Source organism: Oleidesulfovibrio sp., from assembly GCF_047973035.1.
In the GTDB taxonomy this organism is placed as follows: Bacteria; Desulfobacterota; Desulfovibrionia; order Desulfovibrionales; family Desulfovibrionaceae; genus Oleidesulfovibrio.
Genome location: NZ_JBKEBF010000041.1, coordinates 104,557 through 131,366, shown reverse-complemented (window position 1 = coordinate 131,366; position 26,810 = coordinate 104,557). Strand labels below are relative to the sequence as shown.

The 26,810-nt window shown below is 52.5% G+C and carries 23 protein-coding genes and 1 pseudogene; 9 read left to right on the top strand and 15 right to left on the bottom strand.

Annotation, left to right across the window (positions count from 1 at the left end):
• From ACK5LI_RS15100 to ACK5LI_RS15090, 3 genes and pseudogenes are all read left to right on the top strand, one after another.
• Positions 1–143 (top strand): annotated as a pseudogene (locus ACK5LI_RS15100) (IS200/IS605 family transposase); the annotation flags it as partial.
• A gap of 246 nt (positions 144–389) precedes the next feature.
• Complete coding sequence (locus ACK5LI_RS15095; protein ID WP_416950866.1) at positions 390–965, top strand: hypothetical protein; 576 nt, start codon at positions 390–392, stop codon at positions 963–965.
• Between the two features lie 74 nt (positions 966–1,039).
• Positions 1,040–2,053, top strand: a complete 1,014-nt coding sequence (locus ACK5LI_RS15090) for a tetratricopeptide repeat protein (RefSeq protein ID WP_416950864.1) — start codon at positions 1,040–1,042, stop codon at positions 2,051–2,053.
• Here ACK5LI_RS15090 and ACK5LI_RS15085 read toward each other — a convergent pair.
• Together ACK5LI_RS15085 and ACK5LI_RS15080 are read right to left on the bottom strand one after the other, a co-directional pair.
• Positions 2,043–4,352, bottom strand: a complete 2,310-nt coding sequence (locus tag ACK5LI_RS15085) for an ATP-binding protein (protein WP_416950862.1) — start codon at positions 4,350–4,352, stop codon at positions 2,043–2,045. The two genes, ACK5LI_RS15090 and ACK5LI_RS15085, sit on opposite strands and share 11 nt — an antisense overlap.
• Positions 4,349–5,479, bottom strand: coding sequence for an ABC transporter substrate-binding protein (locus ACK5LI_RS15080; protein WP_416950860.1), 1,131 nt, complete (start codon positions 5,477–5,479; stop codon positions 4,349–4,351). Before ACK5LI_RS15080 ends, ACK5LI_RS15085 begins: the two co-directional genes overlap by 4 nt.
• A gap of 302 nt (positions 5,480–5,781) precedes the next feature.
• On the opposite strand from ACK5LI_RS15080, the gene purT reads away from it, so the two are divergent.
• Positions 5,782–6,963, top strand: a complete 1,182-nt coding sequence (gene purT / locus ACK5LI_RS15075) for a formate-dependent phosphoribosylglycinamide formyltransferase (protein ID WP_416950858.1) — start codon at positions 5,782–5,784, stop codon at positions 6,961–6,963.
• 164 nt (positions 6,964–7,127) lie between these two features.
• Entirely contained in the window at positions 7,128–8,429 is a 1,302-nt protein-coding gene (locus ACK5LI_RS15070; protein WP_416950856.1) for a glycosyltransferase, read from the top strand.
• A 101-nt stretch (positions 8,430–8,530) separates the two neighbouring features.
• On the opposite strand, the gene ACK5LI_RS15065 is transcribed toward ACK5LI_RS15070, so the two are convergent.
• The 4 genes from ACK5LI_RS15065 to ACK5LI_RS15050 form a co-directional block, all read right to left on the bottom strand.
• Positions 8,531–10,321 carry an amino acid ABC transporter permease gene (locus tag ACK5LI_RS15065; protein ID WP_416950854.1) on the bottom strand — a complete coding sequence of 597 codons (1,791 nt, stop codon included), beginning with the start codon at positions 10,319–10,321 and terminating at the stop codon, positions 8,531–8,533.
• 121 nt (positions 10,322–10,442) lie between these two features.
• Positions 10,443–11,270: a transporter substrate-binding domain-containing protein gene (locus ACK5LI_RS15060; protein ID WP_416950852.1), complete on the bottom strand. Its 828-nt coding sequence runs from the start codon at positions 11,268–11,270 to the stop codon at positions 10,443–10,445.
• A 112-nt stretch (positions 11,271–11,382) separates the two neighbouring features.
• A complete protein-coding gene (locus tag ACK5LI_RS15055) occupies positions 11,383–12,114 on the bottom strand; it encodes an amino acid ABC transporter ATP-binding protein (RefSeq protein ID WP_416950850.1) in 732 nt (243 codons plus the stop codon).
• A gap of 304 nt (positions 12,115–12,418) precedes the next feature.
• A complete protein-coding gene (locus ACK5LI_RS15050; RefSeq protein ID WP_416950848.1) occupies positions 12,419–13,822 on the bottom strand; it encodes a sensor histidine kinase in 1,404 nt (467 codons plus the stop codon).
• Positions 13,823–14,014: 192 nt separating this feature from the next.
• On the opposite strand from ACK5LI_RS15050, the gene ACK5LI_RS15045 reads away from it, so the two are divergent.
• Positions 14,015–14,794 carry a hypothetical protein gene (locus ACK5LI_RS15045; protein WP_416950846.1) on the top strand — a complete coding sequence of 260 codons (780 nt, stop codon included), beginning with the start codon at positions 14,015–14,017 and terminating at the stop codon, positions 14,792–14,794.
• 11 nt (positions 14,795–14,805) lie between these two features.
• Complete coding sequence (locus ACK5LI_RS15040) at positions 14,806–15,171, top strand: PilZ domain-containing protein (protein WP_416950844.1); 366 nt, start codon at positions 14,806–14,808, stop codon at positions 15,169–15,171.
• Positions 15,172–15,340: 169 nt separating this feature from the next.
• Here the strand turns inward: ACK5LI_RS15040 and ACK5LI_RS15035 are convergent, their stop codons facing one another.
• The 5 genes from ACK5LI_RS15035 to ACK5LI_RS15015 form a co-directional block, all read right to left on the bottom strand.
• Positions 15,341–15,673 (bottom strand): hypothetical protein, encoded by a 333-nt coding sequence (locus ACK5LI_RS15035; protein WP_416950842.1) that lies wholly within the window; start codon positions 15,671–15,673, stop codon positions 15,341–15,343.
• 74 nt (positions 15,674–15,747) lie between these two features.
• Positions 15,748–16,947 (bottom strand): aminopeptidase, encoded by a 1,200-nt coding sequence (locus ACK5LI_RS15030; RefSeq protein WP_416950840.1) that lies wholly within the window; start codon positions 16,945–16,947, stop codon positions 15,748–15,750.
• A 1,376-nt stretch (positions 16,948–18,323) separates the two neighbouring features.
• Positions 18,324–19,349, bottom strand: coding sequence for a tetratricopeptide repeat protein (locus ACK5LI_RS15025; protein ID WP_416950838.1), 1,026 nt, complete (start codon positions 19,347–19,349; stop codon positions 18,324–18,326).
• Positions 19,350–19,363: 14 nt separating this feature from the next.
• Entirely contained in the window at positions 19,364–19,942 is a 579-nt protein-coding gene (locus tag ACK5LI_RS15020) for a hypothetical protein (RefSeq protein ID WP_416950836.1), read from the bottom strand.
• Between the two features lie 26 nt (positions 19,943–19,968).
• On the bottom strand, positions 19,969–20,439 hold the full coding sequence (locus ACK5LI_RS15015) for an AraC family transcriptional regulator (RefSeq protein WP_416950834.1): 471 nt from the start codon (positions 20,437–20,439) through the stop codon (positions 19,969–19,971).
• A gap of 223 nt (positions 20,440–20,662) precedes the next feature.
• Between ACK5LI_RS15015 and ACK5LI_RS15010 the strand changes: the two genes are divergently transcribed.
• Positions 20,663–20,938, top strand: coding sequence for an HU family DNA-binding protein (locus ACK5LI_RS15010; RefSeq protein ID WP_416950832.1), 276 nt, complete (start codon positions 20,663–20,665; stop codon positions 20,936–20,938).
• Positions 20,939–21,094: 156 nt separating this feature from the next.
• Here ACK5LI_RS15010 and ACK5LI_RS15005 read toward each other — a convergent pair whose 3' ends face one another.
• On the bottom strand, positions 21,095–22,438 hold the full coding sequence (locus ACK5LI_RS15005) for a glycerate kinase type-2 family protein (RefSeq protein ID WP_416950830.1): 1,344 nt from the start codon (positions 22,436–22,438) through the stop codon (positions 21,095–21,097).
• Between the two features lie 354 nt (positions 22,439–22,792).
• On the opposite strand from ACK5LI_RS15005, the gene ACK5LI_RS15000 reads away from it, so the two are divergent.
• The gene (locus ACK5LI_RS15000; RefSeq protein WP_416950828.1) at positions 22,793–23,371 is read left to right on the top strand and encodes a BON domain-containing protein; all 579 of its coding nucleotides are present in this window, start codon (positions 22,793–22,795) and stop codon (positions 23,369–23,371) included.
• 108 nt (positions 23,372–23,479) lie between these two features.
• Here ACK5LI_RS15000 and ACK5LI_RS14995 read toward each other — a convergent pair whose 3' ends face one another.
• The 3 genes from ACK5LI_RS14995 to ACK5LI_RS14985 form a co-directional block, all read right to left on the bottom strand.
• Positions 23,480–23,635 (bottom strand): rubredoxin, encoded by a 156-nt coding sequence (locus tag ACK5LI_RS14995; protein WP_416950826.1) that lies wholly within the window; start codon positions 23,633–23,635, stop codon positions 23,480–23,482.
• 476 nt (positions 23,636–24,111) lie between these two features.
• Positions 24,112–25,266 (bottom strand): KamA family radical SAM protein, encoded by a 1,155-nt coding sequence (locus tag ACK5LI_RS14990; protein WP_416950824.1) that lies wholly within the window; start codon positions 25,264–25,266, stop codon positions 24,112–24,114.
• 430 nt (positions 25,267–25,696) lie between these two features.
• Entirely contained in the window at positions 25,697–26,800 is a 1,104-nt protein-coding gene (locus tag ACK5LI_RS14985) for a pyridoxal-phosphate-dependent aminotransferase family protein (protein ID WP_416950822.1), read from the bottom strand.
• Between the last annotated feature and the right edge of the window lie 10 nt (positions 26,801–26,810).

Here is a 26,810-nt window from a genome sequence, read left to right as displayed (position 1 = left end):
GGTGCCGTGGATATTACGTAGATACAGTTGGAAAAAATAAGGCAAAGATACAAGATTACATTAGGCACCAACTTGAGCATGATAAGCTTGGTGATCAATTATCTCTTCCATATTCTGGAAACCCGTTTACGGGTCGCAAGTAACAGAGATGCAGATGCCAGACGAACGTGCGCCTGCTAGGGCGCTGCTAGTAAGAAAGCCTTATAGGCGCATATGAAGAACCCCCAGCTATGCTGGGGGGTACCTTTTTGTGCCCGCAACCACGGGGGCTGATACGCCGGAAAACACCGCACCGGCACCCCTTCAGGCCGCAGGCATCGGGCTTGCGCACCGTGGCTTGCGCAGTTACTGTTCGCGGGAATACTATCGGTAACTACTCAGGGGAAATTATGAATATATCGACAATGGCAGCAAGCACATTACGCCCGATGACAACGGGGATTGAACTGGCAGATTTTATGGCTTCGCATGGCGGCAGTCTGGGCGGAACATTTCATTGTCCGGTTTATATGGGTGTGCGTATGCTCTGGGATTATGACACGGATGAGTGCTTTAGCGCAGAAGGGGTCATTCTTCCCGAAGCAGAACACCTGAAGCCACAGCTGCGTCTGATTGCCGATGAAGTGTTGCGGGAAACCGGTGTGCAAGCCGGTATGGACGGTATTCTGGTAAAAGTGAAAGACAGCCCCTGCCACTTCCGCATTATTGATCTTGCCTCACCTGAATTATCCCTGTGGAGACAGGTTAACCTGCTTACTGATCTTGCTGCTTCGCTGGAGTCTGAGCTGCCGCATGTACGCCCTGCACAACACTTTCATACTCCTTCCGTTAAGTCGGAAAAACAGCTGACCAGATGGTTGAAAACGTGGAAGCGCCCGGGCCTTGGCGGAATATATATTAAAGAGGCGGAGATGATCTATTCTCCCGGAGTTTCCTCCTCTCAGTGGTGCTTTGTAAAAGTATAGGAGTGGTAATCTGCTGCATTGCTTTGTTTTTTTGTGTTTGCTATAGCGTTGCAGCCAGTCAAAGGGGGGATAACATGCTGTATTGTCGTAGCGGATATGAGTCTGTGCTGATTGCTTCAGCCAATGACAGACATGTCACTGTGGATAAGTCTGTGCTGAAGCAGCTGTCCATTACAAAGACGCAGGTTGCCTCCTCTGTTTCAGAAGCACTCCGTCCCTTTCAGCACCACTGCGGCCCAGATCTGGTATTGATCGATGATATCCTTGAAGATTCTTCTGGGCTGGAACTTTTGCGCCGCATGCGGCAGGAAGGCGCAGAAGCGTATGTACCCTGTGTGATGGTTTCCTTGCAGAATAGCCGTGATTCCGTGCTGCATGCCATTGCTGCGGGATGTTCCGGATACGTACTGCGCCCGTACTCCATTGCCACCATAGAAAAGCACCTTGATGCCGCATTGGCTTCAGCCCGTTTGCCGCAGTCTGTGCAGCGCAGCTTTGAAAACGCCAGAAAAATGCTGGAGCAGGGTAATTATGCCGAAGCGATCAGCGAATATGCAGAGCTTGTTTCGGAAGATGATCTGGCAAAGCAAAGCTTTAATGACGGTACACGACAGTTGCTGGTGGGCAATTTCGGAGCAGCAATTGAGGCCTTTAACAAAGCGCTGGCTTTAAACAGGCAGTATGCCGAAGCTCATAAAGGGCTTGCAGAAGTATACAAGGCTTCCGGTGATATGGCTGGTTATCAAAGGCACTTGCAGGCTGCCGCAGATATTTATGCGCAGCAGGATAACCATCAGCAAGTTAAAGAACTATTTGTCGAGATTCTTCGTCTTAATCCTGATGCTCCGAATCCGTATAATACGTTGGGAGTACGCCTGAGAAAATCTGGAGATTTTGAAAATGCTCTGAGTGCCTATTTTCAGGCTGAGGAGCTTTCGCCTGATGACGAAAATCTGTGTTATAATATCGCCCGTGCATTTCTGGGACTGGATGACAGACGGAACGCACTGGCATACCTTGAACGCGCCTTGATGCTGAACCCCGATTTTACCCATGCCGAGGCATTGTATTGCAGGCTTAAGCGTTAGGTGTTTTTGCATCGCTGCCTGCGGTGTACTTGTGCAGGGTTTCAAGTAAGGCTTTACGGGTGACCGGTTTTACCAGATAGCCATCGCAGCCCGCCTGTCTGTACTTTTGGATATCCTGCTGGAATGCATTGGCAGTGAGCGCAACCACAGGAGTGTGGCCTCCGGTTTCCCTTTCCCGCAGCCTTATGGCCTGTGTGGCCTCCATCCCGTCCATGTTGGGCATGTTGATGTCCATCAGCACAATGTCGAACGGTTGTTCAGCAAATCGTTCCAAAGCCTGACGGCCGTCTTCCGCTTCTACCAGCGTGCATTGCACATCACGCAGCATCATCCTGACAACAGCACGGTTTCCGGGGGTGTCTTCCGCCAGCAGAATGGTGATATCCTGCAACCGGGGCGACTCAGATGGTGTAGTTGCGGGTTGCTGCTCCAGAGACTCAAATTCTGCCGGTAGTTGCGCGAAGCTGGCGCTGAAGCTGACCGTTGTGCCTACACCAAGTTCACTTTCAAGCTGTATAGTACCGCCCATAAGTTCTACAAGGTGTTTTGAAATAGCAAGGCCAAGTCCTGATCCGCCGTATTTGCTGTGTATTCCGGTAGAAGCCTGCGAAAATTTTTGAAAAAGTCTTGCCTGAGCTGCCGTATCAACGCCGATTCCTGTGTCTTTTACCGTAAAGAGAAGATTCCCATCGTGGTTTGCATCTGGCGCTGGTGCCACATGCAGCAGGACTTCGCCGGAGTGAGTGAACTTGATGGCATTGCCCGCAAGGTTGACCAGAACCTGCTGCAAGCGTTGTGCATCTCCCATATGATTGATGCGTACGCCGGGAGCGATGGTTGCGGCAAACAGCAGGTTTTTGTTACGGGCCTGAACAGCCAGCATATCCCGCACATGGTAGACAACGTTGTGCAGATTGAATGGAGCTTTATCCAGTTTCAGCTGGCCTCCTTCCACTCTGGTCAGGTCAAGGATATCGTTGATGAGCCTGAGCAGCGATTCCCCTGAGCTTTGCAAAATGTTCATGCATTCTTTCTGCTCAGGAGTCAGCGGGGTGCGCTGCATTTGCTCTGCCATCCCCAGAATCGAATTCATGGGAGTACGGATTTCATGGCTCATATGTGCCAGAAATTCGCTTTTCGCTTTGTCCGCCTCAATCATGGCCGCACGCGTCTGTTCCAGTTCACGCAGACGGCGATGTTCCGTGATATCTTTTATTGAGCCTTCGTAACGCGGGGTGCTGCTTTCTTTGGTACCGGGCTCTTCTATTGTTCGGGCAGACACGGAAACCCAGAGAATCCCGCCGCGTTTGTCAAACAGTCGGGTTTCAAAGTCGCTCACTTCGCCTTTATAACGCAGTAATGCTGTAAGGCGTAGGAGGTCTTTCTGGTTTACCAAATAATCCAGAGGTCTTGTGCCGCGCTCAGCAAGCAGCTCCATGGCGGAATTGTATCCAAGCAGGCGGGCCAGCGCCGGATTGGCGTTGATAAGAAAGCCACGACTGGAAATCTGGAAGATGCCTTCTACTGCATTTTCAAAAATGTCTTTGTAGATGGTCTGTGCATGGCGCAGTGACGATTCGTTGCGCTGCAGGCTTGCGGCCATGGCGTTAAATGCCTCAACCAGCTGCCCCAGCTCATCTGTACTTTCTGCCGCCGCACGGTGATGCAGCTCACCGGCTCTGGCTCGGTTCATTACGTCACGCAGGTTAGCAAGAGGCGTGCGCAGGTGTCGTTTGAAAATATGATTGCATATGACTGCTGCTGCAAGCACGGTTGCCGCAAGCAGTCCTGCGAACAGCCCCATAAGAATATAGCTTTCACGGTGCAAGGGGCTCAGATCGTAGGTTATGGTAACAAAGCCCTGCAGCTCGCCGATGACCGTTAGAGCAGATGTGAGAAATAACAGAGGAGTGCCGTCAACTTCTCCGCTTGAAACAACTTCGCTCCCTTTAAGAGCTAGCCTTTCATCCGTAGAAAGAGGGGCGGGCAGGCCCGGACGGGTATGGATGAGCGCAATGCCGTCCTGATTGTATATGGTGACGGAATAAACACCGTCCGTTTCCTGCAGGTCTGCAGCAGTGCTGCGCAAGGCCCTGGTATGGTTTGCAAAAATCTGATTTGCAAGGTCGTCTTCGCGCTGAAGGATCAGGGAGCTGAGCATCCGCTCCGTGCGCGAAATAACGTTTTCATTATGGTAGTTCAGAAAGCTGGTTACAAGAAGCGTATAGATAGAACAGGCAATGATGGCGAAGGCAATCAGTGCAATGTTCAGGCGGCGGTTAAGTGAGTATCGGTTCATGACGGCTCGCGTTCAGGCTGAATAGTCTGTGTGTGGCTCTGAACCCCGTTTTGCATCTGCAGAATATGCACAGGGCGCGGAGGGGGCGTGCCGTTATCGGAGAAATGCAATGTCCCTGTCATACCGTGCCATATAAGCTTTTCAAGCGTATCACGGATATCCTTTGCCTGATAAGATCCGGCATGGGCGGCTGCAACCAGCAGAACCATTGCCGCATCAAATCCCAGAGCCTCATAGCCGCTGGTCAGTGGTCTGCCTAATTGCAGGCTGGCTGCGGACTGCGCGGCATCAGAAGATGATTTGCAAAGTCTTCTCAGTTTGCGCGGCAGCTTGCGACAAGTGGGGGCGGATGTGTTGTGCCCTGTTGCCGAAGTGGCAATTTCCGGCAGCCACAAGGCAAAATACTGAGCGCCTTCTGCTGCGGATCCTGCGTGCCTTGGCAGGTTCAAGTTCCAGGCGTCGGCCCCGATGAACTGGGCCTGAACTCCCATTGCGCGGGCCTGCTGCATAAAAAGACCGCTCTGCCTCATAAAGTCGGGCAGGAATATACAGTCCGGCTCAAGGCGCTTGAGCTGCTCGATAATGACTGTGAAGTCATGCTGACGATCAAGGTATTGTCCCCGCCAGATGATCTGACCGCCATTGTGGATGACTCCTTCCACAAAGCCCTCAGACATGGAGATGCTGTAGTCGTTGCTGATGTTGGTGACTACTACTATGCGCTTGAAGCCGAGATTTTTTGTGACATGCTGCGCCACTGCTCTGCTGCTTGCGGTGTCATCGTTACAGGTGCGGAACATATACCGCCTGTTGCGGGTGATATCAGGATGCGTTGCAGTGGGAGTGATGGTAACAATATTTGCCCGTTCAAGAACTTCTGCCATGGCAAGCGCCTGTGTGCTGGCAGGAGGGCCGATAATGCCGAGTGTTTTTTGTGCGGCAAGCTGCCGTGCCGCGTGTCGGGCTTCAAGCGGAGTTGTGCCGACAGAAGTAAAACGGGTCCGGACAGGCTGCCCGAAAAGCCCGCCTGCGGAGTTGAAGACGGCTACCGCAACGCGGACGCCATGCTGAAAGGAAATGTTACGGGGAGTACGCTCCGGTTGGTCGTCAACAATGGTAATGGTCAATTCCTCTTCCGCAATAGCTGAAACTGGCTGAATTACCACAAGGAAAAGAGCCAGCAGCGCAAGGGGCAACGGTGCCCTGTAGTGCGGATGCAATGAAAAGGAACTGATGGCGGATCCCCCTGAGCGTTGTGCTCCCGTTATCGTGCTGAATTATATAAAATAGCGATGTGGAGTGCAAGAAGCAAGGTTTTAGACTCTTGCTTTGCAGTGTGGAGTATGACAAATGAGCGCAACACATTTGGTTGAAGCCTGTTTTTGAGTTGCCTGACATTGAACTCTTCATGACTCGTAGGAGCAAAGCAATGACTGTTATCGGCACACCGTTAAGCCCTGTGCGAAAAAAAATTATGCTGCTCGGTTCCGGTGAACTGGGCAAAGAAGTTGCCATCGAAGCCATGAGGCTGGGCGCGGAAGTGGTGGCGGTAGACCGCTATGCAAATGCACCGGCAATGCAGGTGGCGCACAGTGCGCATGTCCTTTCCATGCTGGACGGTGATGCATTGCGCACTCTTATTGCGCAGGAGAAGCCGGACTTGATTGTGCCCGAAATCGAAGCCATTGCAACGCACGTGCTTGAAGAACTGGAAAGCGATGAACTGACAGTGGTACCCACTGCACGTGCAGCCAGACTGACTATGAACCGTGAAGGCATCCGCAGGCTGGCAGCTGAAGAGCTGGGATTGCAGACGTCTCCTTACCGTTTTGCGCGGACGGAAGAAGAATACCGGCAGGCTGTTGCAGAACTGGGTATGCCCTGCGTGGTGAAGCCGGTCATGAGTTCTTCCGGCAAAGGCCAAAGCGTAGTGCGTACCGAGGCTGACATCGCCGGTGCGTGGGAATACGCCCAATCCGGCGGCAGGGCCGGTGGCGGCAAGGTTATCGTAGAGGCTTTTGTTGACTTTGATTATGAAATCACCTTGCTTACTGTACGTCATGTGGGCGGAACCTCATTCTGTGCGCCCATCGGGCACTATCAGGAAGACGGCGACTACCGCCAGTCATGGCAGCCCCAGCCCATGAGCGAAAAAGCTCTGGCAGAATCGCAGCGTATGGCACAGGCAGTGACAGAAGCATTGGGAGGGTACGGAATTTTTGGTGTCGAGCTGTTCATTAACGGCGATAATGTATGGTTCAGCGAAGTTTCTCCCCGTCCGCACGATACCGGCCTTGTGACCATTGCTTCGCAGAACCTTTCGGAATTTGCTTTGCATGTTCGTGCTATTCTCGGGCTGCCCGTTCCGGCTATCAGGCAACACGGCCCTGCTGCTTCCAGTGTTGTGTTGGTGGAAGGTGATTCTGATAAAGCCTGCTTTGGAAACCTTGAGAATGCTCTTGCTGAACCTGATACCTCTCTGCTTCTTTTTGGAAAGCCGGAAGTGCGAGGTCGCAGGCGTATGGGCGTGGGGCTGGCGCTTGGAGAATCCATCGAAGACGCTGTGGCAAAAGCAAAGCGCGTTTCTGCAGCGGTGACTGTTGAGTTGTAGCTTTGTGTTAAAAAAATCATGTGCCCGCGGGGTTATCCCGCGGGCATTTTTTTTGTAACATTTACAAAAGACGAAATGCGCCGCCAATAAATGCGGCAGGCAGGGTCCTGTGTTCGAGGGGGGATTCTTGCGGATCATCAGGGATGAAAAAGTGAGTTCTGCGTATGAAAATTCTGTTTGTGCATCCTAACTTTCCTGCACAGTTCCGGCATATTGCCGCTGCATTGGGCAAGGCGAAAGACCCGTCGCATCAGGTGATCTTCCTTACTTCGACGCCCCGTAAAGAATGGACGATACCGGGTGTGAAAAAAGCGGTTTATTCTCCGCTACAGGATGATACGCCTTCTTCCATACATCCTCTTGTTTCCCATTTCGATGCCCGTGGCAGAGCGGGAGCCGCAGTGTATAGTGCCTGTAACACGTTACGTAAACAGGGATTTGTGCCGGATGTCATTGTGGCGCATTCCGGCTGGGGCAGTTCGTACTTTTTACGCGATGTGTTTCCGGAATCCCGCCTGCTGGCATTTTTTGAATGGTATTATAACACGTCAGGGGCGGATGTGGGATTTGACCCTGCGGAACCTGTGTCTGATATTATGCGCATGACCCTGCGCACGCGCAATGCGACGATTTTGAATGATATTGCGGAATGTGACTGGGGATATGCCCCGACTTTGTGGCAGGCCCGCCAGTTTCCTGCCATGGCCCGCAGCAAAATGTGTGTGGTGCATGATGGAATTGATACCGGATATTTTGCTCCTGCCGCAGACCGGAAGGAAGTTGCCGCCGGATTGGCACAGGAGCTTGGAATAGATTATACGCCCCGAACCCGCCTTGTAACGTGGGTAGGGCGGGGTATGGAACCGTATCGCGGATTTCCGCAGGTGATGGAGGCATTGCCGGCGATTCTGGATTCTGATCCAGACGTGCATGTGCTGATGGTGGGCGAGGACAGAGTCTGTTACGGGCGTCCACCTGAAGATGGCCGCAGCTGGAAGCAGGTGATGCTTGAGCACATTTCTCCGCTTATGTCAGGCGGCGAACCGGTGGAGCGTCGTGTTCATTTTACCGGAGCATTGCCATACGTCTCCTACCGTCGTGTATTGCAGGCGTCTGATGCTCATATCTACCTCACGCGGCCTTTTGTTCTTTCGTGGTCGATGCTGGAAGCCATGAGCTGCGGCGCGTTGATGGTTTGTTCTGACACGGCACCGGTGCAGGAAGTGATACAGAACGGAAGAAACGGTCTGCTTACAGACTTTTTCTCTCCTGTACAGTTAGCAAAGAATGTCTGCGAAGCGTTGGCGTCAGGGCGGGAGGCAGACGCGCTGCGGGCCGCAGCCCGTGATACGGTGCTTAAAAGTTATGATTTGCGCAAGATGCTGTCTGCTCAGCTGCGTATCATTAATAATCTTGCAGAGGGTAAATCTGCTATGGCTGGCCTGCTGCCTCAGATTAAAAAGTAACCGGCTGGTTGTATCTACTTAATCATAAAGGCACTCCGCTTATGCAGAGTGCCTTTGTTTTTTTACCAATACTGCCGTTGTAACAGGCCGGCGCAGCCTGCTTACATCACAAGGTTGACTTTTTCAGGGCTCAGTTTGCGTTCCAGCCGTGCCGCATAAAGCGACATGGCATAACAGCAGACGAAGTACAACATGGCGACTGTAGTCCAGATTTCAAAGGGGTGCACCATCAGGCGGTTATCAAGGCCCTGGGCAACAAAAGTAAGCTCCAGAACGCCAATGACGAATGCCAGCGAGGTGTCTTTGAAAATAGCGATGAACTGGCCGACAATAGCAGGAATCATCTGCTTGAGTGCCTGAGGCAGTACGATTTTTCGCATAGTCTGAAAGTACGAAAGACCGGTGGAATACGCGGCCTCAACCTGACCTGCGGGTACGTTCTGCACTCCGGCGCGGACGATTTCTGCAAGGTAGGCACCCGTAAACACCGTAAGTGCTATGGTGGCCGACCAGAATACGTCAAAATAGGCACCAAACACGACAGGCAAAAAGAAGTATATCCAGAAAATAACAATAATAAGCGGGTTTCCTCGGATGACTTCGATGTAAATAAGGCAGGGGATTCTGAATATTTTGTTTTTTGCACAGCGCCCCAGACCGACAACCAGCCCGATGAAAAAGCTGACGGAAATGGCGATGGTCGCCATAAGCAGAGACGCTGCAAGGCCGCCCAGCCCCATAAAGATTTCATTCTCTGAGCCGTCGGGGAAACGCCATATCAGCAGCGACATGAAATTGTCGGTAATGACATTCCAGTCAAAGCTCATCAGCCCCATTGCACAGGCATAAAAAAGCCCTGCAAGAAGTGCCAGATAGGTTCCTTTACAGGTCAGCACCATAACGCTTTTTGCTTTAAGCAGTATCGGTCGCCATGCGCTGACCCGCGGAGCAAGACTGGTGCCTTTTTTACCGGCGCGGCGGGCATTCAGTGCATAACTTACCGGACGGGATACAAAGCGGCGCAGGAGGCTGAAGGGCAGCAGGATGGTGTCAATGAACATGACCGCCCAGCTTCTGCCATACATGGTATCAAGCCGCAGCTTGCCGTTTACGCCGTTCATAATGAACGAAATGATAATGGATAGCGACAGGTAGAGCACAGTGGCTGCTGTTGTTGCTTCAAATCCGCGGAATGTCAGTGACTGCACCTGCTGGGACTGCCAGGTGAGCTCTGCCACGCCGATGACCATGGCAAGTGACGAGTTCTTCATGTTGTTCAGAAACTCGCTGCCAAGCGGCGGGATGATAGTACGGAACGCCAGAGGCAGAATGATGCGTGTGAGAACCTGAAAGTAGTTCAGTCCGGAAGAATAGGCCGCCTCAAGCAATCCCTTGGGGATGGACTGCAGGCCCGCACGGATGACTTCCGCCATGAAGGAACCGGTGTACACACCCAGCGCGCACACCGCGCACCAGAATTCAAAATTCTGTTCGAACATCCATTCGCGGGCGGCCTCCGGCAGCATGTTCGGAAAAGCGAAATACCAGAAGAACAGCTGTACCAGAAGCGGAGTGTTACGGAAAAATTCCACCACCGCGGAAGCGGAAATCTGCAAGGGTTTGAACGCGGAGAGGCGCGCCAGACCCAAGGCTGTGCCAAGAGCCAGTGCCAGAGCGGAACTGATAAGAGAAATTTTAATCGTAACTACAAGGCCGTTGAGCATCTCTGCACCAAGGTGCACCTTGTAGGTCTCGTTTTCCGTAAAGAGAACCGACCATTCAAACTGGTATCCGAAATCGAAAACCCAGCCGGTATAATAGATGCCGAATACCAGAGTGGTGAACAGCAGTGTGTATTGAACCCAGTTTTTATCGAGCCAGTATCGTAGCATGATGTCGCCGGAACGTTGGGGAACGGGGCGCACCCCCTTCCTGTTGACAGGCTTGAAAGGTGCGCAAGCCCGGACGGACCGGGCTTGCGCAGTTCATATCGACAGAAAAGCAGCCGCTAGATTAGGGCCACAGTTCAATCTGGTCGCTCATGGGCATTTCGAAGGGAGTGCCGGGACCATACCATTTGTTGTAAATGGCCATGTAGGCACCGTCACGCCACATGTCCTGAATGGCTGCGTTAACAGCATCACGCAGGGCGGAATCGTTTTCGGGCAGACCCATGCCGTAGGGTTCGTCGCTCAGGAAGTCGCCTACCAGCTCGTAAGCACCGGGGGTCTTGGATGCATAACCAAGCAGAATGGTGGCGTCGGTGGACCAGCCCGCTACGCGGCCGGACTGCAGAGCCTGGAAGCACTGGGATTCCTTCTGATAGGAAATGACGTTCTTGTCATAGTCAGGATCGCCGAGAGCCTTCAGGGCTGCTTTCAGGTTCAGTTCGGAAGTGGTTCCCTGCATGGTGGCAATCTTTTTGCCGACCATGTCTTTGAGAGAATTGAACTTGTCTTTTTTGGCAAGAACTTTCTGGCCGTCAAAGAAGTAAGTGATAGAGAAGTCGATGGACTTATCGCGCTCACGGGTATGAGTCATGTTGGCAACGGACACGTCAATGCGGCCCTGCTGCAGGAAAGAAATACGAGTCTGGTTGTTCACGGCCACGCGTTCGATTTCCACACCCATACGCTTGGCCACTTCGGTGGCGACATCGTAGTCAAAGCCTACCCACTCGCCTTTGTCATTGTAAAATGCACCGGGAATCGAATCGGTCATGATACCGATGCGAACCTTTTTGTCCTGCATGATCTTGTCGTACACGGGGCCGGCAAAGGCCGCAGATGCGACAAACATGGTCATAGCCACTGCCAGAGCGACAATTCTCGCCATACGCATGTTGAGTAACTCCCTGTTTGGATTGCCTATGCGGCATCGGGCATTGCCCTAGCCGGACTAGATGATACAAAAAACCCGTCGCACCAGCGCAGACGGGTTCTATCACATAGTATTAGTGCGCCAGAATTTTGCTCAAAAATTCTTTGGAGCGCTCGTGCTGAGGATTGTTGAAGAACTCTTCAGGAGTGTTTTCTTCAACAAGTACCCCGTAATCCATAAATATGACGCGGTCAGCAACTTCGCGCGCAAAGCCCATTTCGTGCGTTACGCACACCATGGTCATGCCTTCCCGTGCCAGCGTTTTCATTACGTCCAGGACTTCATTGATCATTTCAGGGTCAAGAGCGGACGTAGGCTCGTCAAAAAGCATGATTTTAGGCTTCATGGCCAAGCCACGGGCAATGGCGACACGCTGCTGCTGCCCACCGGAAAGCTGGCCCGGATAAGCATTCGCTTTGTCCGGAATGTTCACTTTTTCCAGCAGTTCCATGGCAGTGCGTTCTGCTTCTGCCTTGGAAATTCCGCGCACCATCTGGGGGGCCAACGTGACGTTGTCCAGCACCGTCATGTGGGGATACAGGTTGAACTGCTGGAAAACAAAGCCCACTTCGGCCCGAAGCAGAGTCAGGTTGACTCTGGGATCGCTCATGTTCATGCCGTCAACAATTATGTCACCCTTCTGTACAGGCTCCAGCTTGTTGATGCATCGGATAAGGGTTGATTTGCCGGAGCCGGAAGGACCGCAAATGACAACCACTTCACCTTTGTTGATATGCAGGTTGATGTCCTTGAGCACATGCAGGCCGCTATCGAACCACTTGTGCACATGTTCAAACCGGATCACGAAAAACTCCCTGTATTGGATGGAAGAAGCCTCTGGCTGCTTCTCGGAAAGACTCGGGGGGATGTCCCCCGCTCAAAGCGAGTAGCAGAAACAGGGCGTGTGAGCAAGGCACGAGAGGGAGGATTACAAATTTGTTAGTGCTTTTAATGCAAAAATAGTATTTCCAGAAGTTGAGCAAAACCAGACTGCTGTGGCTTCTGTAGTTGCTTTTGCGGGGATGTTTTTACAGTTTGAAAGGCAGGAAGCAAGGCCCGCTGTAAGTTTTGCGGTTTTTTGAGAATTGGTTTCGACAGTGTTGTAAAAATTAGCCGGTAGGGTCGCAGGGCAGGACAAAATAAAAATTGTTGCCTTCAGGCCACGCTTCGTAACCGGCTTCTCCTTTGTGCAGTTCCATTATTTCACGCACGAAGAAAAGACCGTGACCGGTGCCGTACTCATGCTCTGTATTGCTGCCGCGAAAATCCGCAGCAAACAGGTTTGGTATATCTTCGTCTTTTATGGTGGGTCCGGAAGTAAACACATCCACTCTGGCACCGTCTTGTCCTTGACCGAAATAGTTTTCAAGCCTGCGGACAGTGCAACGCACAAAACGACTGTTTTTGGTGCCGGTTTGTTCTGTCTGCCCCTTCTGGGGCACAGGTGCGCGGGCGTATTTGACTGCATTGGAAAGCAGATTCGCCAGAACCTGACTGATCAATCCCATGTCTGCCGGTACCAGCAGCGGAGTTTCAGAAAGGAGAGGGCTTTCGTGGATGTCGATGTCTTTTTCTTCAAAGCGGACCCTGAATCTTTCAAGCTGCGGAGAAACAATACGGGAGTGCAGGTCGAACAGCGTGCGCTGCAGTACATAATGCCCTTTTTCGAAGTGGCTTTGCCTGAGCAGTGTTTCCAGAAAAAGGCTGGTTTGCTGGAAGTGGCGGAAGATCTCTTTGTATTGTTCATCCAGCCTGTCGTGTACATATGTCAGCTTTCGGAAGGCATCTGCAAATTCAGAGTTCGGCATTCGCTGATTGCTGATTTCTTCCAGCGCTTCGGACAGGGCCTGAATTTTTCCGTCCAGTTGGCGAAAGAGCAGCTTGAAGTACATGTTGGGAACAATGACGTTATGCCCTATATCGTGCACCAGTGAGTTGATGAATCGGATATGCTCACTGTTTTTCATAAACAAAAGCTTGTTGTGCAGCTGAAATCCGAGCCTGTTTGCAAATTTTTCAAAATAAAGATGTTGTTCCGGCGCTTTGCCGTTAACAGGCATAATTACCAGAACGCCCAGCCTGTCTCCGGCAAGCGGTGACGAAAGGCCGGAGGCGACAGCCAGCTTGCCGCGTACGGGCAGGCACAGGTGCTCACGAATTACCTTTGGCCCGTCCAGTGGCGCCATAGACGCTATATCGTGTGTTTCGATGGTGCATACAGGGCCGGAAGAACAGCAACTCAACTCCAGCTCACCGGAAGCAGTGGCAATGAACAGGGCGGAATCAACGCCGAAAAAGGATTTAAGAATCAGCACTGCCAGCGTGTAAACCTCTTCCAGAGAGTCGAATTCCTGAGCAAGGTCAAAAAAGACATTGAAGGCGCGGGTTTGGCGTGAGCTGAAGCTGTACCTTTCATAATCCTGCATTTTTGCCTCAACGCGCTGCCGGACATGAATAAAGTGTCCTTTGGTGCAGGCTACTTCGGCTTCTTTGGGCATGTTCTTCACTGTCATCTCATTCCCGTTACTGTTAGATTGCAGAACCTATGAACAAATATGCCCGATTTTTATCCTCGCGCCAACTATTTGCTGTAATCATCCGGAATGTTTTCAGGGGATGATTCATTGACTTGAAAGCTCTGAGGGTTTTTGACACAACAACAGAGTGTTGCAGGCTGAGACCTGCAGAGAGGCTATGGGGGGATTATGGGTGCAAGCGTACTTGGGGTATATGCAGTTGATCTGGCAACAGAGCACGAAGGCGAAGGTGTCCTTATGGATACAGAGCCGGTATACCTCTTAGTTATGTTCAGAGAAGACGGAACAATGGCCGGACAGCCGTTGACAGCCGGAGGAATGCCGTCTGGCTTTGTGCACGACCTTGAACCGGAAGAGCTGGCAGAAGCTTACCGGCCGGAGATTGGCGAGGTTTTTGAGCGGCTGAAGCGTGTGGCCTCATCACTACAAAGCAAAATGTATATTCGGGACAAGGGGGACAGCCAGTCCGTCCGGCCTGCGGAAACTCTCAGCGATGCGGAATGGCAGCTGGCCTGCGGGTTGCTTGCCGTAATCGGCAAAAAAACGTCCTGTGTAGAAGAAGAGACGGAGGAAGATGCCGAGGTGAGCGCAGCGGCATTTTTTCGGACCGGAGAGATACTGAGCGATGAGCGGTTGCATGCTTTGTTGACAGCGCTATGTTGCGGAGAGTCGCTGGTAAACGAGTATCTGAAATTTATAACCAGACAGGCCATATCATGCCGTAAGAAAAGACAATATGAACGTGCTGTCGGGTATCATCATAAAGTTCTTGCATTACGTGAAGATGATCATGTCCTTTTTAATCTGGCTCGGGTATACTTTGAGACTGAGCAACTTTGCGAGGCTCGTAACTATCTTGAGCGGGCATTGGTTCTGAACCCGCAATTGGATATGGCGGCAAAGTTTCTTGAATTTTTAGGCACGGTAGAAGATGCCTCTTGCAGATAGGAGCCTGATATATGGGTAACCAGATCGAGAACAGAGTCTTGGAAAAGGCTGATCGCAGACAGGAGGAGCGTATGCCTTTGGACACTCCTGTTTTTGTACTGTTGCAACATGGCGAAGAATCCATAACCTGTATGCTGGGGGATATCAGCATCGGCGGGGCCAGAATGCGTCTGTCACCGGGGATGACTGCGCCGGAATGGCTTGTTCAGGGCAGAGACGTTACAATTGACGAGTGGCCTTTTACCGAATTTACTGACGCTTATCCGTTCAAAGCACAGGTTGTCTGGATTGATGCGCACTCCTGCGGGGTTCAGTTTCAGTCTCGCCTGAATCTGAATCGTGACCAGCTTGCCGAGGTTGTAGAGGCTGCTATTTAACTGTGTTGGAAACAGAAAGAACGTGTTTGCTGAACGAACGTATGTTCAGATAAAAGCCCGTATGTTTTCATACGGGCTTTGGTTTATTTTACGTGGTGCCCGGGCTGCCTGTTGCCTGTGTAAGCATGTGGCGGCGCGCCCTGCCCGCACGGGGCGCATGGCTGCGGCATCAGTGGCCAGAATAGGCCATGACATGGTTCAGGCTGCGCGTTGCGTGTGTTATGGTTCCTTTTGATATGGTGTAGCGGGTCAGTGTCCATTCATCCATATCAATATAATCAATCTTCCCTTCCATGGCGGCGGTCAGGCCTGCTTTGACGATATCGACGACTTCGTCAATGGGGTAATACATGCCTTCAAATGAGAAAAGCAGCATGTCGCCGTCAAGTTCCAGCGCTTCTGTTCCATCTTCTTTTTCCGGCTGTTCGGCCTGTAGCTGTTCTGCAAACGATGCCGTTACGGGCCGCAGGTTGCCGTACACCTTGATAAGTATGTGTTCCATATGAGTTGGTATCTTTCCTGAACGTCTTGTTTTTATGCAGTTATCGCGATGGGCTGAGGGTACCTGCGGGGGGGTTACAGAGTAAACTGACCGTTCTGATAAATTGTGCGCTTTTCACCGTGGCGCAGTAGTGCGGTAACGTGTTTGGGCTCGGTGTTAACAAGGTCCCAATGCAGGGTAGAGGTGTTAAGGCCCAGCTGACGTTTCATTTCCGGAGTCAGGTCTTCCGGCGGACCGTCAAACGTGTTTGCGTAGGATTGACCAAGGGCAATATGCATGGAACCGTGCCTGCCCCCGTGGTTTTCGTCAAACAGTGTATTGGCCATAAATTTGTTAATTCGTGAAAAACGCTTGTCTACCAGCGCAAATTCACCCAGCAAAGCTGCTCCCTGATCCGAGTTAAGCTGCTCAGTGGCAAAGCGTTCGCCTTTGTGCGCCGTAAGCTTTGTTGCCCTGCCGCTTGTAAACTCCAGACGGATACCCTCGACAACGTTGCCGGACCGATATGAAGGAAGGTCTGCGTAGTACACTCCTTCCGTGGCGCGGCAGTCCGGCGAGACGTACATTTCGAAACTGGGAATATTACGGCCGGTAATGCCTGCCCAGTTTCTGCGTTCTCCCATACCGACAAGAAGGTCGATGTTTTCTGACTCAACCCTCAGGCTGACTATATCCATGCTGTTCAGCCAGCTACGGATTTCTTCTGCATGTTTAACCAGCATGCGCCATTCGTGAACGGGGGAGCCTTCTGTCAGAAGGCAGGCCTTTTTGATTTCCTGTGCATACTCATCAAGCGTTAGACCGGCTGCATCCGCCTGCGCCTGCGTGGGGTATATGCATAATGTCCAGCCGAAGGCACCCATGTCTTCGCGGATACGCGCGATGGACTGAAGCGGCTGACGGGCCTGTTGGTAGATTGCCAGATTTTCAGGGTCTACATCTGCCAGATGGGACATGGATTCCGGCGCAAGCAAGGAAATGACCCCGTGCAGGTGATTATACAGGTCGCGCTCGCCCGGCAGAATTGTTGTCAGGCGTTTGCGGTTCGCCTTCGTGTATATGTCATGTTCCATGCGTGGCGTGGGCAGCATGCGTGCAATGGGAATCATGCCTTGATCATGGATGCGGGCGCATAGTTCTTCTGCCAACGGCAGAGCGGGCAGATGAAAGCGCACAAGAATAAAGCTGCTTTTAGCAAGCGGGCTTTTTTTGCCGCGACGCAGGCCCCACAGCATGACATCGGCATATTTTTCAAGCTCATCAGGCGTGTACATGGTGACGTCTCCTGTTTCCAGTGTGCGCCATATCCGGCGCAAGGGCAAGAGAGAGGGCTTTCTGAAGCGCTGCAACAGGCGGGGTGCGGTTCGTTGGCCTGGTATCGCGTTGTTATCCGGATCGGGGAGAAGAACCGTTTGATGTAGTGGAGTCGCTGTAGTCCGGCGGAGCCGGCTGGACAAAATCCGCCTGCGGGAGTCACTGTTGCGGGTAAAAAATATGGGGAAGTAAGGCAGTGATAAAAAAAGTGCATGCCAAGGGCGGAAGTTCCTCGGCATGCAGATATACGGAGCGTATATGTCTTTTTTTTATGGAACCCGAAATGTGTGGACAGATCGGGATGTACATCAAATTGCTGTTTGCGCGTTGCCGGGGCGGCACACCCGCCCCGGCGCCACACGGCACACACAGTAGCATCGCGGGGTGTTACACCCGCAAAGGAAGAAGGTATCACGCTGTTTGTTTGTGCAAACAGTAAATGAAGTACTACTCCCCACCTCAGAGCACGTCAAGTGCCGAGGATAAAATTGTGGAAATTTATATTCACAAGCAGGCCGTTTTGTACGCCCTGAAACTGTGATTGCATTACATGTGTTGTGTAACATGCCGTTAATAAACGATAGTTTCTAATGAAAAGCTTTGCAAGGGCTTGTGATAAAAATGTATTGCTTAGTCTTGCAGATACCGCATTTACCACAGCCAGTATAGCATGGTTAGCTATCGGTGATAGTGTTGTTTCATTTTGTTTGATTGCGCGATGAATTGCTTTGTGAGGCAGTACATTGGTTCAACCATTGCGGAAGGAAGCAAAAGTGCAGATGTGCAACCAAGGCTGTTGCTTCAAGCTGTGAAGTCCGCGTTCAGAAAATAATGGCAGGAGTGTCACACCCGCGTATTCTGTACTAGATAGAAAAGTGTTGCGTTTCCCGACGACGCAGCGGTTCGTGGCTTAGGCAGCAAGCCGCGGACAAGCGGTGCATGGCACCGACTTCATCCTCCTCCCTTGCATAGCTGGCCGTGTCCCTGCACCCCTTGGGACACGGCCAGCAGCTTTTTTATAAAATTTCTGACGGATTGTGCGCGGAATATTACAGAAACAACAGGGCTGATGTGTACAGGCTATCGGCAGAATGGCTTGTTATTAAGAAGGCTCAGGGACAATGTTTCTTGGCGGGGATCCGGAAAAGAGCAGGCGTGTTGAGGATGGGGGAGAGTGGATATAAGGGCAGACTGCGCCCGAAACTGAACAGAAAATCAAGGCAGGCAAACACGAGACAGCATGGACACAGAGCAGCAGGTGGGCAGAAAGCCGCAGCAGCTCCGAAAGCAGGATGAGTACAATAAGTTGTCGGTAGCTGCGCACTTTTTTGAGCAACTATTGGTCGGGACAATGTCCGCGACTGCGCGCCCAGTGCAGGCTGTCACAATTTCCTAAGGAGCAGGCTTTGGCATAGTCGCGACACATTGCGTCGAATTTATTCAGCACAAGATAGGCAGAGCCTCGTGCTTGCCAGTATGAAGCTTCTTCCGGCTCCAGCACAAGGGCACGGGTGAAGTCCTCCAGAGCCAGTTCCGCAAGGCTCAATTTTAGGTAAGCTGTACCGCGTGCATGCCATGCACGGGCAAATTCCGGATTAAGCCTGATTGCGGTGTCCTGCTCGCCGGCGGCATCTATGGTTCGCTCCAGCTGATAGTGTGCTTCACCCAGTGCATTCCATGCCAGCGGGTTACGCTGGTCCAGATCGATAGCAGCCCGCATCCGTTCCGTCACAGTTTCCGGCACCTGCCAGATACCGTTGGTTTGTAACAGCGGCAGAACTTCGCGGTATGCCTGCATGCTGCGAAGAGCATTCACCAGGCGGCTGTATTCAGCGCTGCCTTTCGGAGTTTCTTCATACGGGGTTTTCCGTTGTCCGGTCAGGCTTACAAAGTGGTCCAGCAGGTTCTGTTCGTGTTGCAGGGCATAGCGATGGAGTGACAGAAGGTCGTTATGTAAAAGCAACTCTTTGGCTTTCTGTACTGTCTGCGAGGGGAAAAAAGAGGCCGTAACCGTTACGGCTACGGCTTCGCTGCTTGCATCAGTGAGGAACTCAGTGCCTGTTACTTTGGCATCAATCAGTGCATCGGCAACGGCGCGGGGCGGTGTTTCAGCAAAAGCCAGCGAAAGGGCGGAATGGTTTGCCAGCCATCCTGAAAGCATGTCGACCAACGCATGACGTGCCAGAACGACAGCAGCCTCGTAAGCCGCTTCGTCACTGACATCGCCACCGTATGGCTGGACAACCGTATGGGTAAAGATCGACGCGGGAGTGCTTTGCGGCTGTGCAGCTGCCGGACATATTGCAAAAAAAAGCGAGTAGCTTATCAGTGTGGGCAATATGCCCGGCAGAAAACGTCTCATGGGCAGTCAGAACCTTATTTACGCGCGCTTGCGGCAATTTTGTCTGCAAGGGGAACCACAATGTCACGCAGGGCTTCGGTCATAAGTTCCTGAGTGGCATTTTCTGTAGGAACAACCCGCTTGGTCAGTGCGCCACGCAGCGTTTCCGAAAACACGGTCTCACCATCGGGAGAAGTCATTGTAACTGCCAGTTCAATATTTGTCCGGTAGTCAATGGTGCTTTCTTCTTCCAGCCACACTTTATGCAGGGTGCCTGTCACCACATAGCCTTTGCCTTCGGCAGAATTTTTATCTGTAACGTAGCTGGCAAAAACAGGACGACGTGCAAGCTCCTGATACAGCGCATCTGACACCCAGTGTGCCATGCCCGAAAGGGGAGTGAAGGGTGTGCCATCCTTGCGTTTACCCACGGATGTCTTCGCGCGGGCATCGTCAAAGCGGACAACGATGACTTTGGCTGCATCAGGTGCAGGGGCAACGATAGGAGCCTGAGAAGTATACCGCAGGCGGACATGCTCTGTCGGGCCGCATGCAGAAATAAGCATGGCGGCAGCAAGCAGGCAGAGCAGTAAAGGCATACGAAGCAAACGCATCTTTTGTAATCTCCTGAAAAAGTGTCTTACAACGGCGCAAGAGGCAGGTAGAGCCTCGTGGTCATCAGTGCGGACGACGTGTTGGCCGGACTGCCTATGTATTGTTCCATGAAGGGCTGAGTGGCCGGACACCTGCCACTCAGGGGCAACCAGTCCCATAGCAACCTCAGCCAGATGCCCTGTACCTCGTGGTAGGGGCCGGTGTATTCTGCCACCGCATATTCGCAGGAAGGTATGGTACGGACAAATACCGTATCATCATGCCGGAAATCTGCAGGAATAGAAACCGCAGCCTCATAGCGGATGCTGTGAGCGGGCGTCATATACAGGTCGTCGTGCATGATGCCCCAGTATATGACTTCAAAGGAATCCTTTGCAGTCCTGTCAAGCCAGGGGGCCAGCATAGTCCATGCTTCGGGAGCGGACGTATCATAGGGGCCGTATGTGCGGATACCCGCAACAGAGAACTCCCCCATCTTAACAACGCGTACTTCCATGGCAACCTCTTGCGCTTTTAGCCTCTATACACGACACAGAAGCCATGTCCAACTGGTAGGACGATTTTTTGCTTTTTGAGCAAAAAAAGTCAAAATCCGCTTCTGTTGCGAGTTTGCGGTTGACAAGAGGCTGATGGTCTGAAAGAAGGTCTACCTCTTAGATTGCCTTTTAGGCGACGCATAGCGTACGCCTTAATCCAACGTCATATATTGGAGATGAGAAATGACCAAAGCTGAATTGGTTCAGAAAATTGCTGCCAAGGCTGGCCTGAATTCTAAAACTCAGGCTGAGTCTGCTCTTGATGCAACCATCGCTGTAATTACCGAAGCCCTTGGCGCCGGTGATTCCGTAACCTTCACCGGTTTCGGCTCTTTCAAGGTTGCTGAGCGCGCTGCCCGTAAGGGTCGCAACCCCCGCACCGGCGAAGAGATGGACATCCCCGCTAGCAAAGTGGTGAAGTTCACCCCCGGCAAGGCTCTGAAAGAAGCTGTAAAATAAGCTTTTTTAGCTCGGGTAGTAGAAAACGCCCCGCATTAGCGGGGCGTTTTTTTGTGTGCAAAGCCATGCCGTACGCTTGTCGGCTTAGAAATACTGAACCGGCCATGTGGCCTCACTTCACAATGCCATGCTGTATGTAGGGCGTTCTCCGTGCTGTTAGTCGACATCTTCCGGGCAGTCCACAAGCAGAAGCGCCATGTCCATCACATTGGTCAGTGTAGGACCTGTTTTCAGCAGGTTTCCTGTTTTTTCCAGAAAAACGTACGAATTGTTTTGCCGCAGGCATTCTTCTGCATCCAGCCCGCAACTGCTGGCGGTACTTAACGTTGCCGCGCAGGCAAAACCGCCTGCTGCGTCCGTGGGGCCGTCGCTTCCGTCGGTTCCTGCACACAACATGGTTATATGGCTGCAGTTCTGCAGGTGCATGGCTCCGGCAAGAGCCATTTCCTGATTGCGCCCGCCAAGTCCGTCGCCGGTGATGGTAACCGTGGTCTCGCCGCCTGCCAGCAGGCATACAGGGCCGGAAATAGTTTCTCCCTTTGCGCACAGGGTGCGGGCTTCCTGCACCAGTTCCATAGCCTTTTCGCGGGCTTCTCCGGTCATTGTGCTGGTAAGAATGCGGGGGCTGTAGCCGTGCTTTACGGCTTCTGCCGCGGCGGCTTCAAGTGCCTGCGTATTGTTGGCAACCAGCACATTTTTTACATTGTCAAAGATGCTGTCGCCGGGCTTGGGTGTTTCTTCAATTTCACCACGGGCACCTGCTTCCAGTCGGGTTGTGATGCTGGCGGGAATGCTGCTGCGGATGCCGTAGGTGTCTAGAATTTCAAGGCAGCGAGCATACGTGGATGTATCCGGCGAAGTGGGGCCGGAGGCAATGACGTCCAGATCGTCCCCTACAACATCAGAAATAATCAGTGCCACAAGAGGGGCGGGATAGGCTGCACGGGCCAGCTTGCCGCCGCCGAAGATGGAAACGTGTTTGCGGATTGCGTTGATCTCGTGAATACCGGCCCCGCACGCCAGCAGGTGACCTGTCGCCTGTTGCCAGTCCGTCAGGGGAATGTTGTCGGCAAGGGCCGGAGTCAGTGCGCTAGCCCCGCCTGTCAGCACGCACAGAACCAGATCGCGCTCTGTTGCGGACTGCGCCAGTGCCAGAATCTGCCTTGCGGCATGTTCCCCTGCTGCGTCAGGAACCGGATGCGCAGCTTCATACAGCGTGACATGCTTGAGCGGGGTCGTGTGATCATACTTTACACAAATGGCCCCTTGCGAAATGCGGTCACCCAGCAGGTTTTCCAGTGCAGCCGCCATCGGGGCTGCTCCTTTACCTGCACCTACCACCAGAATCCTGTCATAGTGTTCAAGGTTGTATTCAGCGCCATCAATGCGCAGGATGCTTCCGGAAAGGGTTACATGTCTGTATACGGCTTTATCCGGCGCTACTGCCAGCAAGGCTGCGTCAAGCAGCGTTCGCAATATATTCTTCGGGTTTCTGGTCATGAAATATCCTCTGCGGGTTGTGTGTCTGATTATGCCGGCATGGTAGCTAGGCCGGTACAGTACGGTCAAGCCGGCATGTCTGCTGATTCACTACAGCGTGGGGAAGGAACGCGGGCGGCGGGCTTTGGTGTACAATATGCCCTGCACTTCATTTCAGGTATGTGCTGCTTGCACCCTGCGGGTGTGGTTATCCAAGGGTGACACCCTGTCCGGCTCATGGTAACACCTGTGTCACTGGAAATCGTAAGACCTCTTCGTAAACCGACCTGGCTCTGCCGTGTTGCCAGCCCGGTCTGTTTTGCTTCAAATATCAGCTTGAACCAAATATCAGCTTGAAGAAGGATGAATAGTCGTATGAAGTCATTTTCTCTGTTACGCCGCTTTGCTGTCTCCGCTCTGTTGCTGGCTTCTGTAATGGTTTTGCCCGGGTGTATGGGCATGCCGTTTTCCGGGGATGAACCGGAGACGAAAGATGTTCCGCTATATGAGCGTAATCAGGCAGCGGAAGAAGAAATCCGTGCGACAATTGAAGCTATGGGAGACTCCGCTGCGGGGCTGACCGTATATGCGTGGGAAAATACCGCATTCATTCTGGGAGAAGCTGATGAAGCCGCCTTCACTCAGGTTGTTCGTGCCGCCCGCAAGGCATCCGGCATAAAAGGTGTGGCAAGCTATGTGTTTCCGCCTGCCGGAGACACTGCTGATGTGCATGACAACTCCCTTGCCGGAAGAGTTATGGATGCTCTTTCTACGGTAGACGGGATTGATCTTTCCGAGATTGTAATCGATACCGTGCGCAAGGATGTTGTTCTGATGGGAACTGTCGCGTCCAACAGTGTTGCCTCGGCTGCTGTGGCTGCCGCACGTAAGGTTGAAGGTGTAAGTCGCGTACGTTCTTATCTACATTCATTGGATGGTATGGGCAGCGAGTAACTGTTTTTTTCGAATATTTCTGGCGCGGTGTTTGCCCAGTGCCTAGCTGTGCAACACTGTAAAAAAGAAGGCCGCTCTTCGTTTGAAGGCGGCCTTTGTTTTCAGGGGTTATACTTTTTCAAAGTATTCTTTTTCTGCTCCGCACAGCGGACAAACCCACTCATCGGGCAGGTCGGCAAATGCGGTTCCGGGCTGAACGCCGTTATCGATGTCACCGGCTTCAGGGTCGTACACGTAGCCACAGGGGCATTCATATTTGTCCATCGGAGCTCTCCAAGGGGATTAGAGTTGATGCAAAATGCTAAAAAATTTCTCCTGAACCGAAGCACTGTTACACCTTGCTTTCGGCAATGATGAGAGAAAAATCCATACTGTTACTTTGCGACGGTTTGAGACCATTGTCAATGGGCAGTGAAAAAAGCACGCAAAGCGAACTTACTGTGCAAAACGAATGATACACAGTGGCTTTTCTTGATACTCAGGCTTGTTATATGCTTGCAGCTTTGCGTGAAAACTTTTGCGGGGCATCCTGCATTACCGCGTCTGCCTGGAGTTTGTGTTCCAGATGGTTCCGTATAGGCGCAAATGTGGCACGAAGCCCCTGCCAGCACGATTTTTGGAACTATCGGGTCGATTGTGTGCTGCTTTACAGACAAAGTTTACGCTTGAAACAGATAAAGCCGCACCAGAGAACTGGTGCGGCTTGTTACTTTGCGGAATACTGGAGCGGAATTCGAAAATTACGCGTCGCGCTTTGAGCATGAACCCCAACTGGTCATACCGCCCATGGATTCGGGCATGCTCTTTTTGCATTGTGAGGCATAGTCATCAAGCCATGTAGCCCGCGGGTTGCGCGGGTAGATAAGTAACGAACCCGAATGGGCAGGGTTCGGAGTACGGTGACGGCGCAGGACTATCTGATCGTGTGTTACTGTTACCACTTCAATTTTACCTGTGGCGTGCGACATGGCGTAGCGTACGCGCTTGGCAGGGCCGCTCAGGCGTTTCTGCGCTTTTTGCAGAATATCGTAGCCTTCTTCAATGGGCACAGTGAAATGACGGTTGCCCTTGGTCGGGCGGCAGACAAACAGGTAATAGGGCGGCACACCGGCGCTGGCAAGTTTTGAGAACAGGTCCGCCAATGTATCGGGATTGTCGTTGACGCCACGCAGCAGCGGAGTCTGATTCGTCATTATGACACCTGCGCGCTGCAGTGCGTCAACGGCTTCAAGTGCCAGCGGAGTGAGTTCACGCGGATGGTTGAAATGGGTCTGCAGGTACAGTTTGCGTCCGGGCTTTGAATATTTTGCAAGCAGATCAAGCAGTCTGGTATTGCCCACAATAAGGCCGGGGTCAAAAACAGGCATGCGTGAACCGATACGGATAAACTGCAGGTGCTCAATGGTATCAAGCCCTTCCAGTATGCGTTCGAACTCTGCAACAGGTAGCAGTAACGGGTCACCGCCGGAAATCAGTACATTTGTAATCTCAGCGTGCTGGCGGATGTATGAAAATGCTTTGCTGATGTCCGGTGCTACAGGCTGGCCGCCCTCCATGAAAATCCGTTTGCGGAAGCAGAACCGGCACAGACCGCCGCAGGCCTTGCCTGCCAGCAGGATGGCCGTATCACGGTATTTATGCTGCATTCCGGGCACAGCGGTGTAGCGTGCCTCGTTGGACGGGTCCAGATCGCCCCAGTCTTTTGCTTCATCGGTGTGAGGAATAATTATGCGGCGTATAGGGTCTGCCGGATCGTTCCAGTCAATAAGGGACAGATAATAGTCGCTTGCGCGAAAAGCGTAATGGTCCATCACGGGACGGAGCGCACGGGTCTCTTCGGCGGTAAGGGGCAGGCTTTCCAGACAGCTTGTGTACGTAGCGTGCTGACGGGTCATGGGCATTCTCCTTCTATAACGCTGCAAGTCCCTCCTGAATACAGAAGGCAACGTATGAGCGGTTTGTCTGGGACAAACCGGCGCAGCCGGAAAAACGGCTGTACAGCATGAACGTATGCAATAGGGTGCGGCCGGAGCAAGCTGAAACGGATCGCCGTTTCAAGCCTATGAAGAACCCGGCCTTTTACTAAAAATGCGGTGCAAGGCGCCGCAAGATGGAAAGGCGCAACAAAATGAAGCCTTTAAATTGACAGGTCTGATCGAACGTAACCTGCTGGGGAAAGAGGTGAAATGTGAGACCTTCCCCTTGTGATGAAGGGACTATAGGTTGATTATATTTGATAATCAAGCTTTTTCTGCCCGAACGCTTACAGGGGTAATGCGTTCGGGCAGTTGGTATTGATGTCAGCGTGTTCCGTTTTGCAACGCCTTAGGCCTGCGGGCCAGCTTCCAGAGTGGTTTTGATGATGCCAAGAGCCTGATTCATCAGGGTTGAGTCAGCCTGTGTTCCCATGTGACCGAGGCGGAACACTTTGCCGGCCATGGGGCCGAAGCTTCCTGCAACACTAAGACCTTGTGCTGCGAGTGTTTTTTGCCATGCTCCGAAAGTCCAGCCCTCCGGAACAAACGCGGCAGTAACCGTGGGCGAATTTACTGCGCCGGCAGCGGTGAAAAGCGTGATGCCGAGATCGGAAAGGCCGTTTCTGCATTGTTGTGCAACAGCTTCGTGCCGGTCGAATACAGCTTGTTTTCCTTCTGTCAGAATGGCCTTTGCTGCGGCATGTAAGGCCGCTGTACCGTGCCAGTAGGGCGTATACGGGCAGCGGCCGTCAGCGTGAACAGTTCGGAAGGGAGCAAGAGCGTCATAGCCCGCATAGCCGCGTTGTTCGATGACCTGCCATGCGGCCGGACTGACTCCGACTATTGACATGGAAGGCGGTGCGGAAAGGCACTTTTGTGAACCGCCAAGCAGTATGTCTATATGCCACTCATCTGCTTTTACCGGTGCACCGCCAAGGCTCGCCACGGCGTCAACGTACAGCAGCGGTACGCTCATGGCCTGTTTCAAACTGCCAAGCTCCGCCAGCGGGTTAAGAGTGCCGGACGGTGTTTCGCAATGAACTGCGGTGATCATGCGTGGCCTGAAGCGGGCAATGGCTTCTTCCACCACAGCAATATCGTTAAGCGTGTCATTGAAGGGCAGCGAAATTTTTTCAACTTCACAGCCCAGACTAGCCGCCATATCGCCTATACCGTCGCCAAAGACGCCGGTAGCAATGGAAAGAACTTTGTCACCAGCCGCAAGGCAGCTTTTCAGTCCGCCCCACAGGGCCAGCATGCCTTCGCCGGTCATCAGCACCATATCACTGCCGGTTTCTGCAAGTTCAGCCAGCATAGCCTGCGTTTCGGTGTACAGGGCGAGGTAGTCGGCATCAATCTGTCCGGAACCGTAATCACGCCCCATGGCTGTCAGCACATCAGGATGCAGTGAAGTGGGGCCGGGAATCATAGGAACTTCAGTATATTTGCTCATGGCTGTTTCC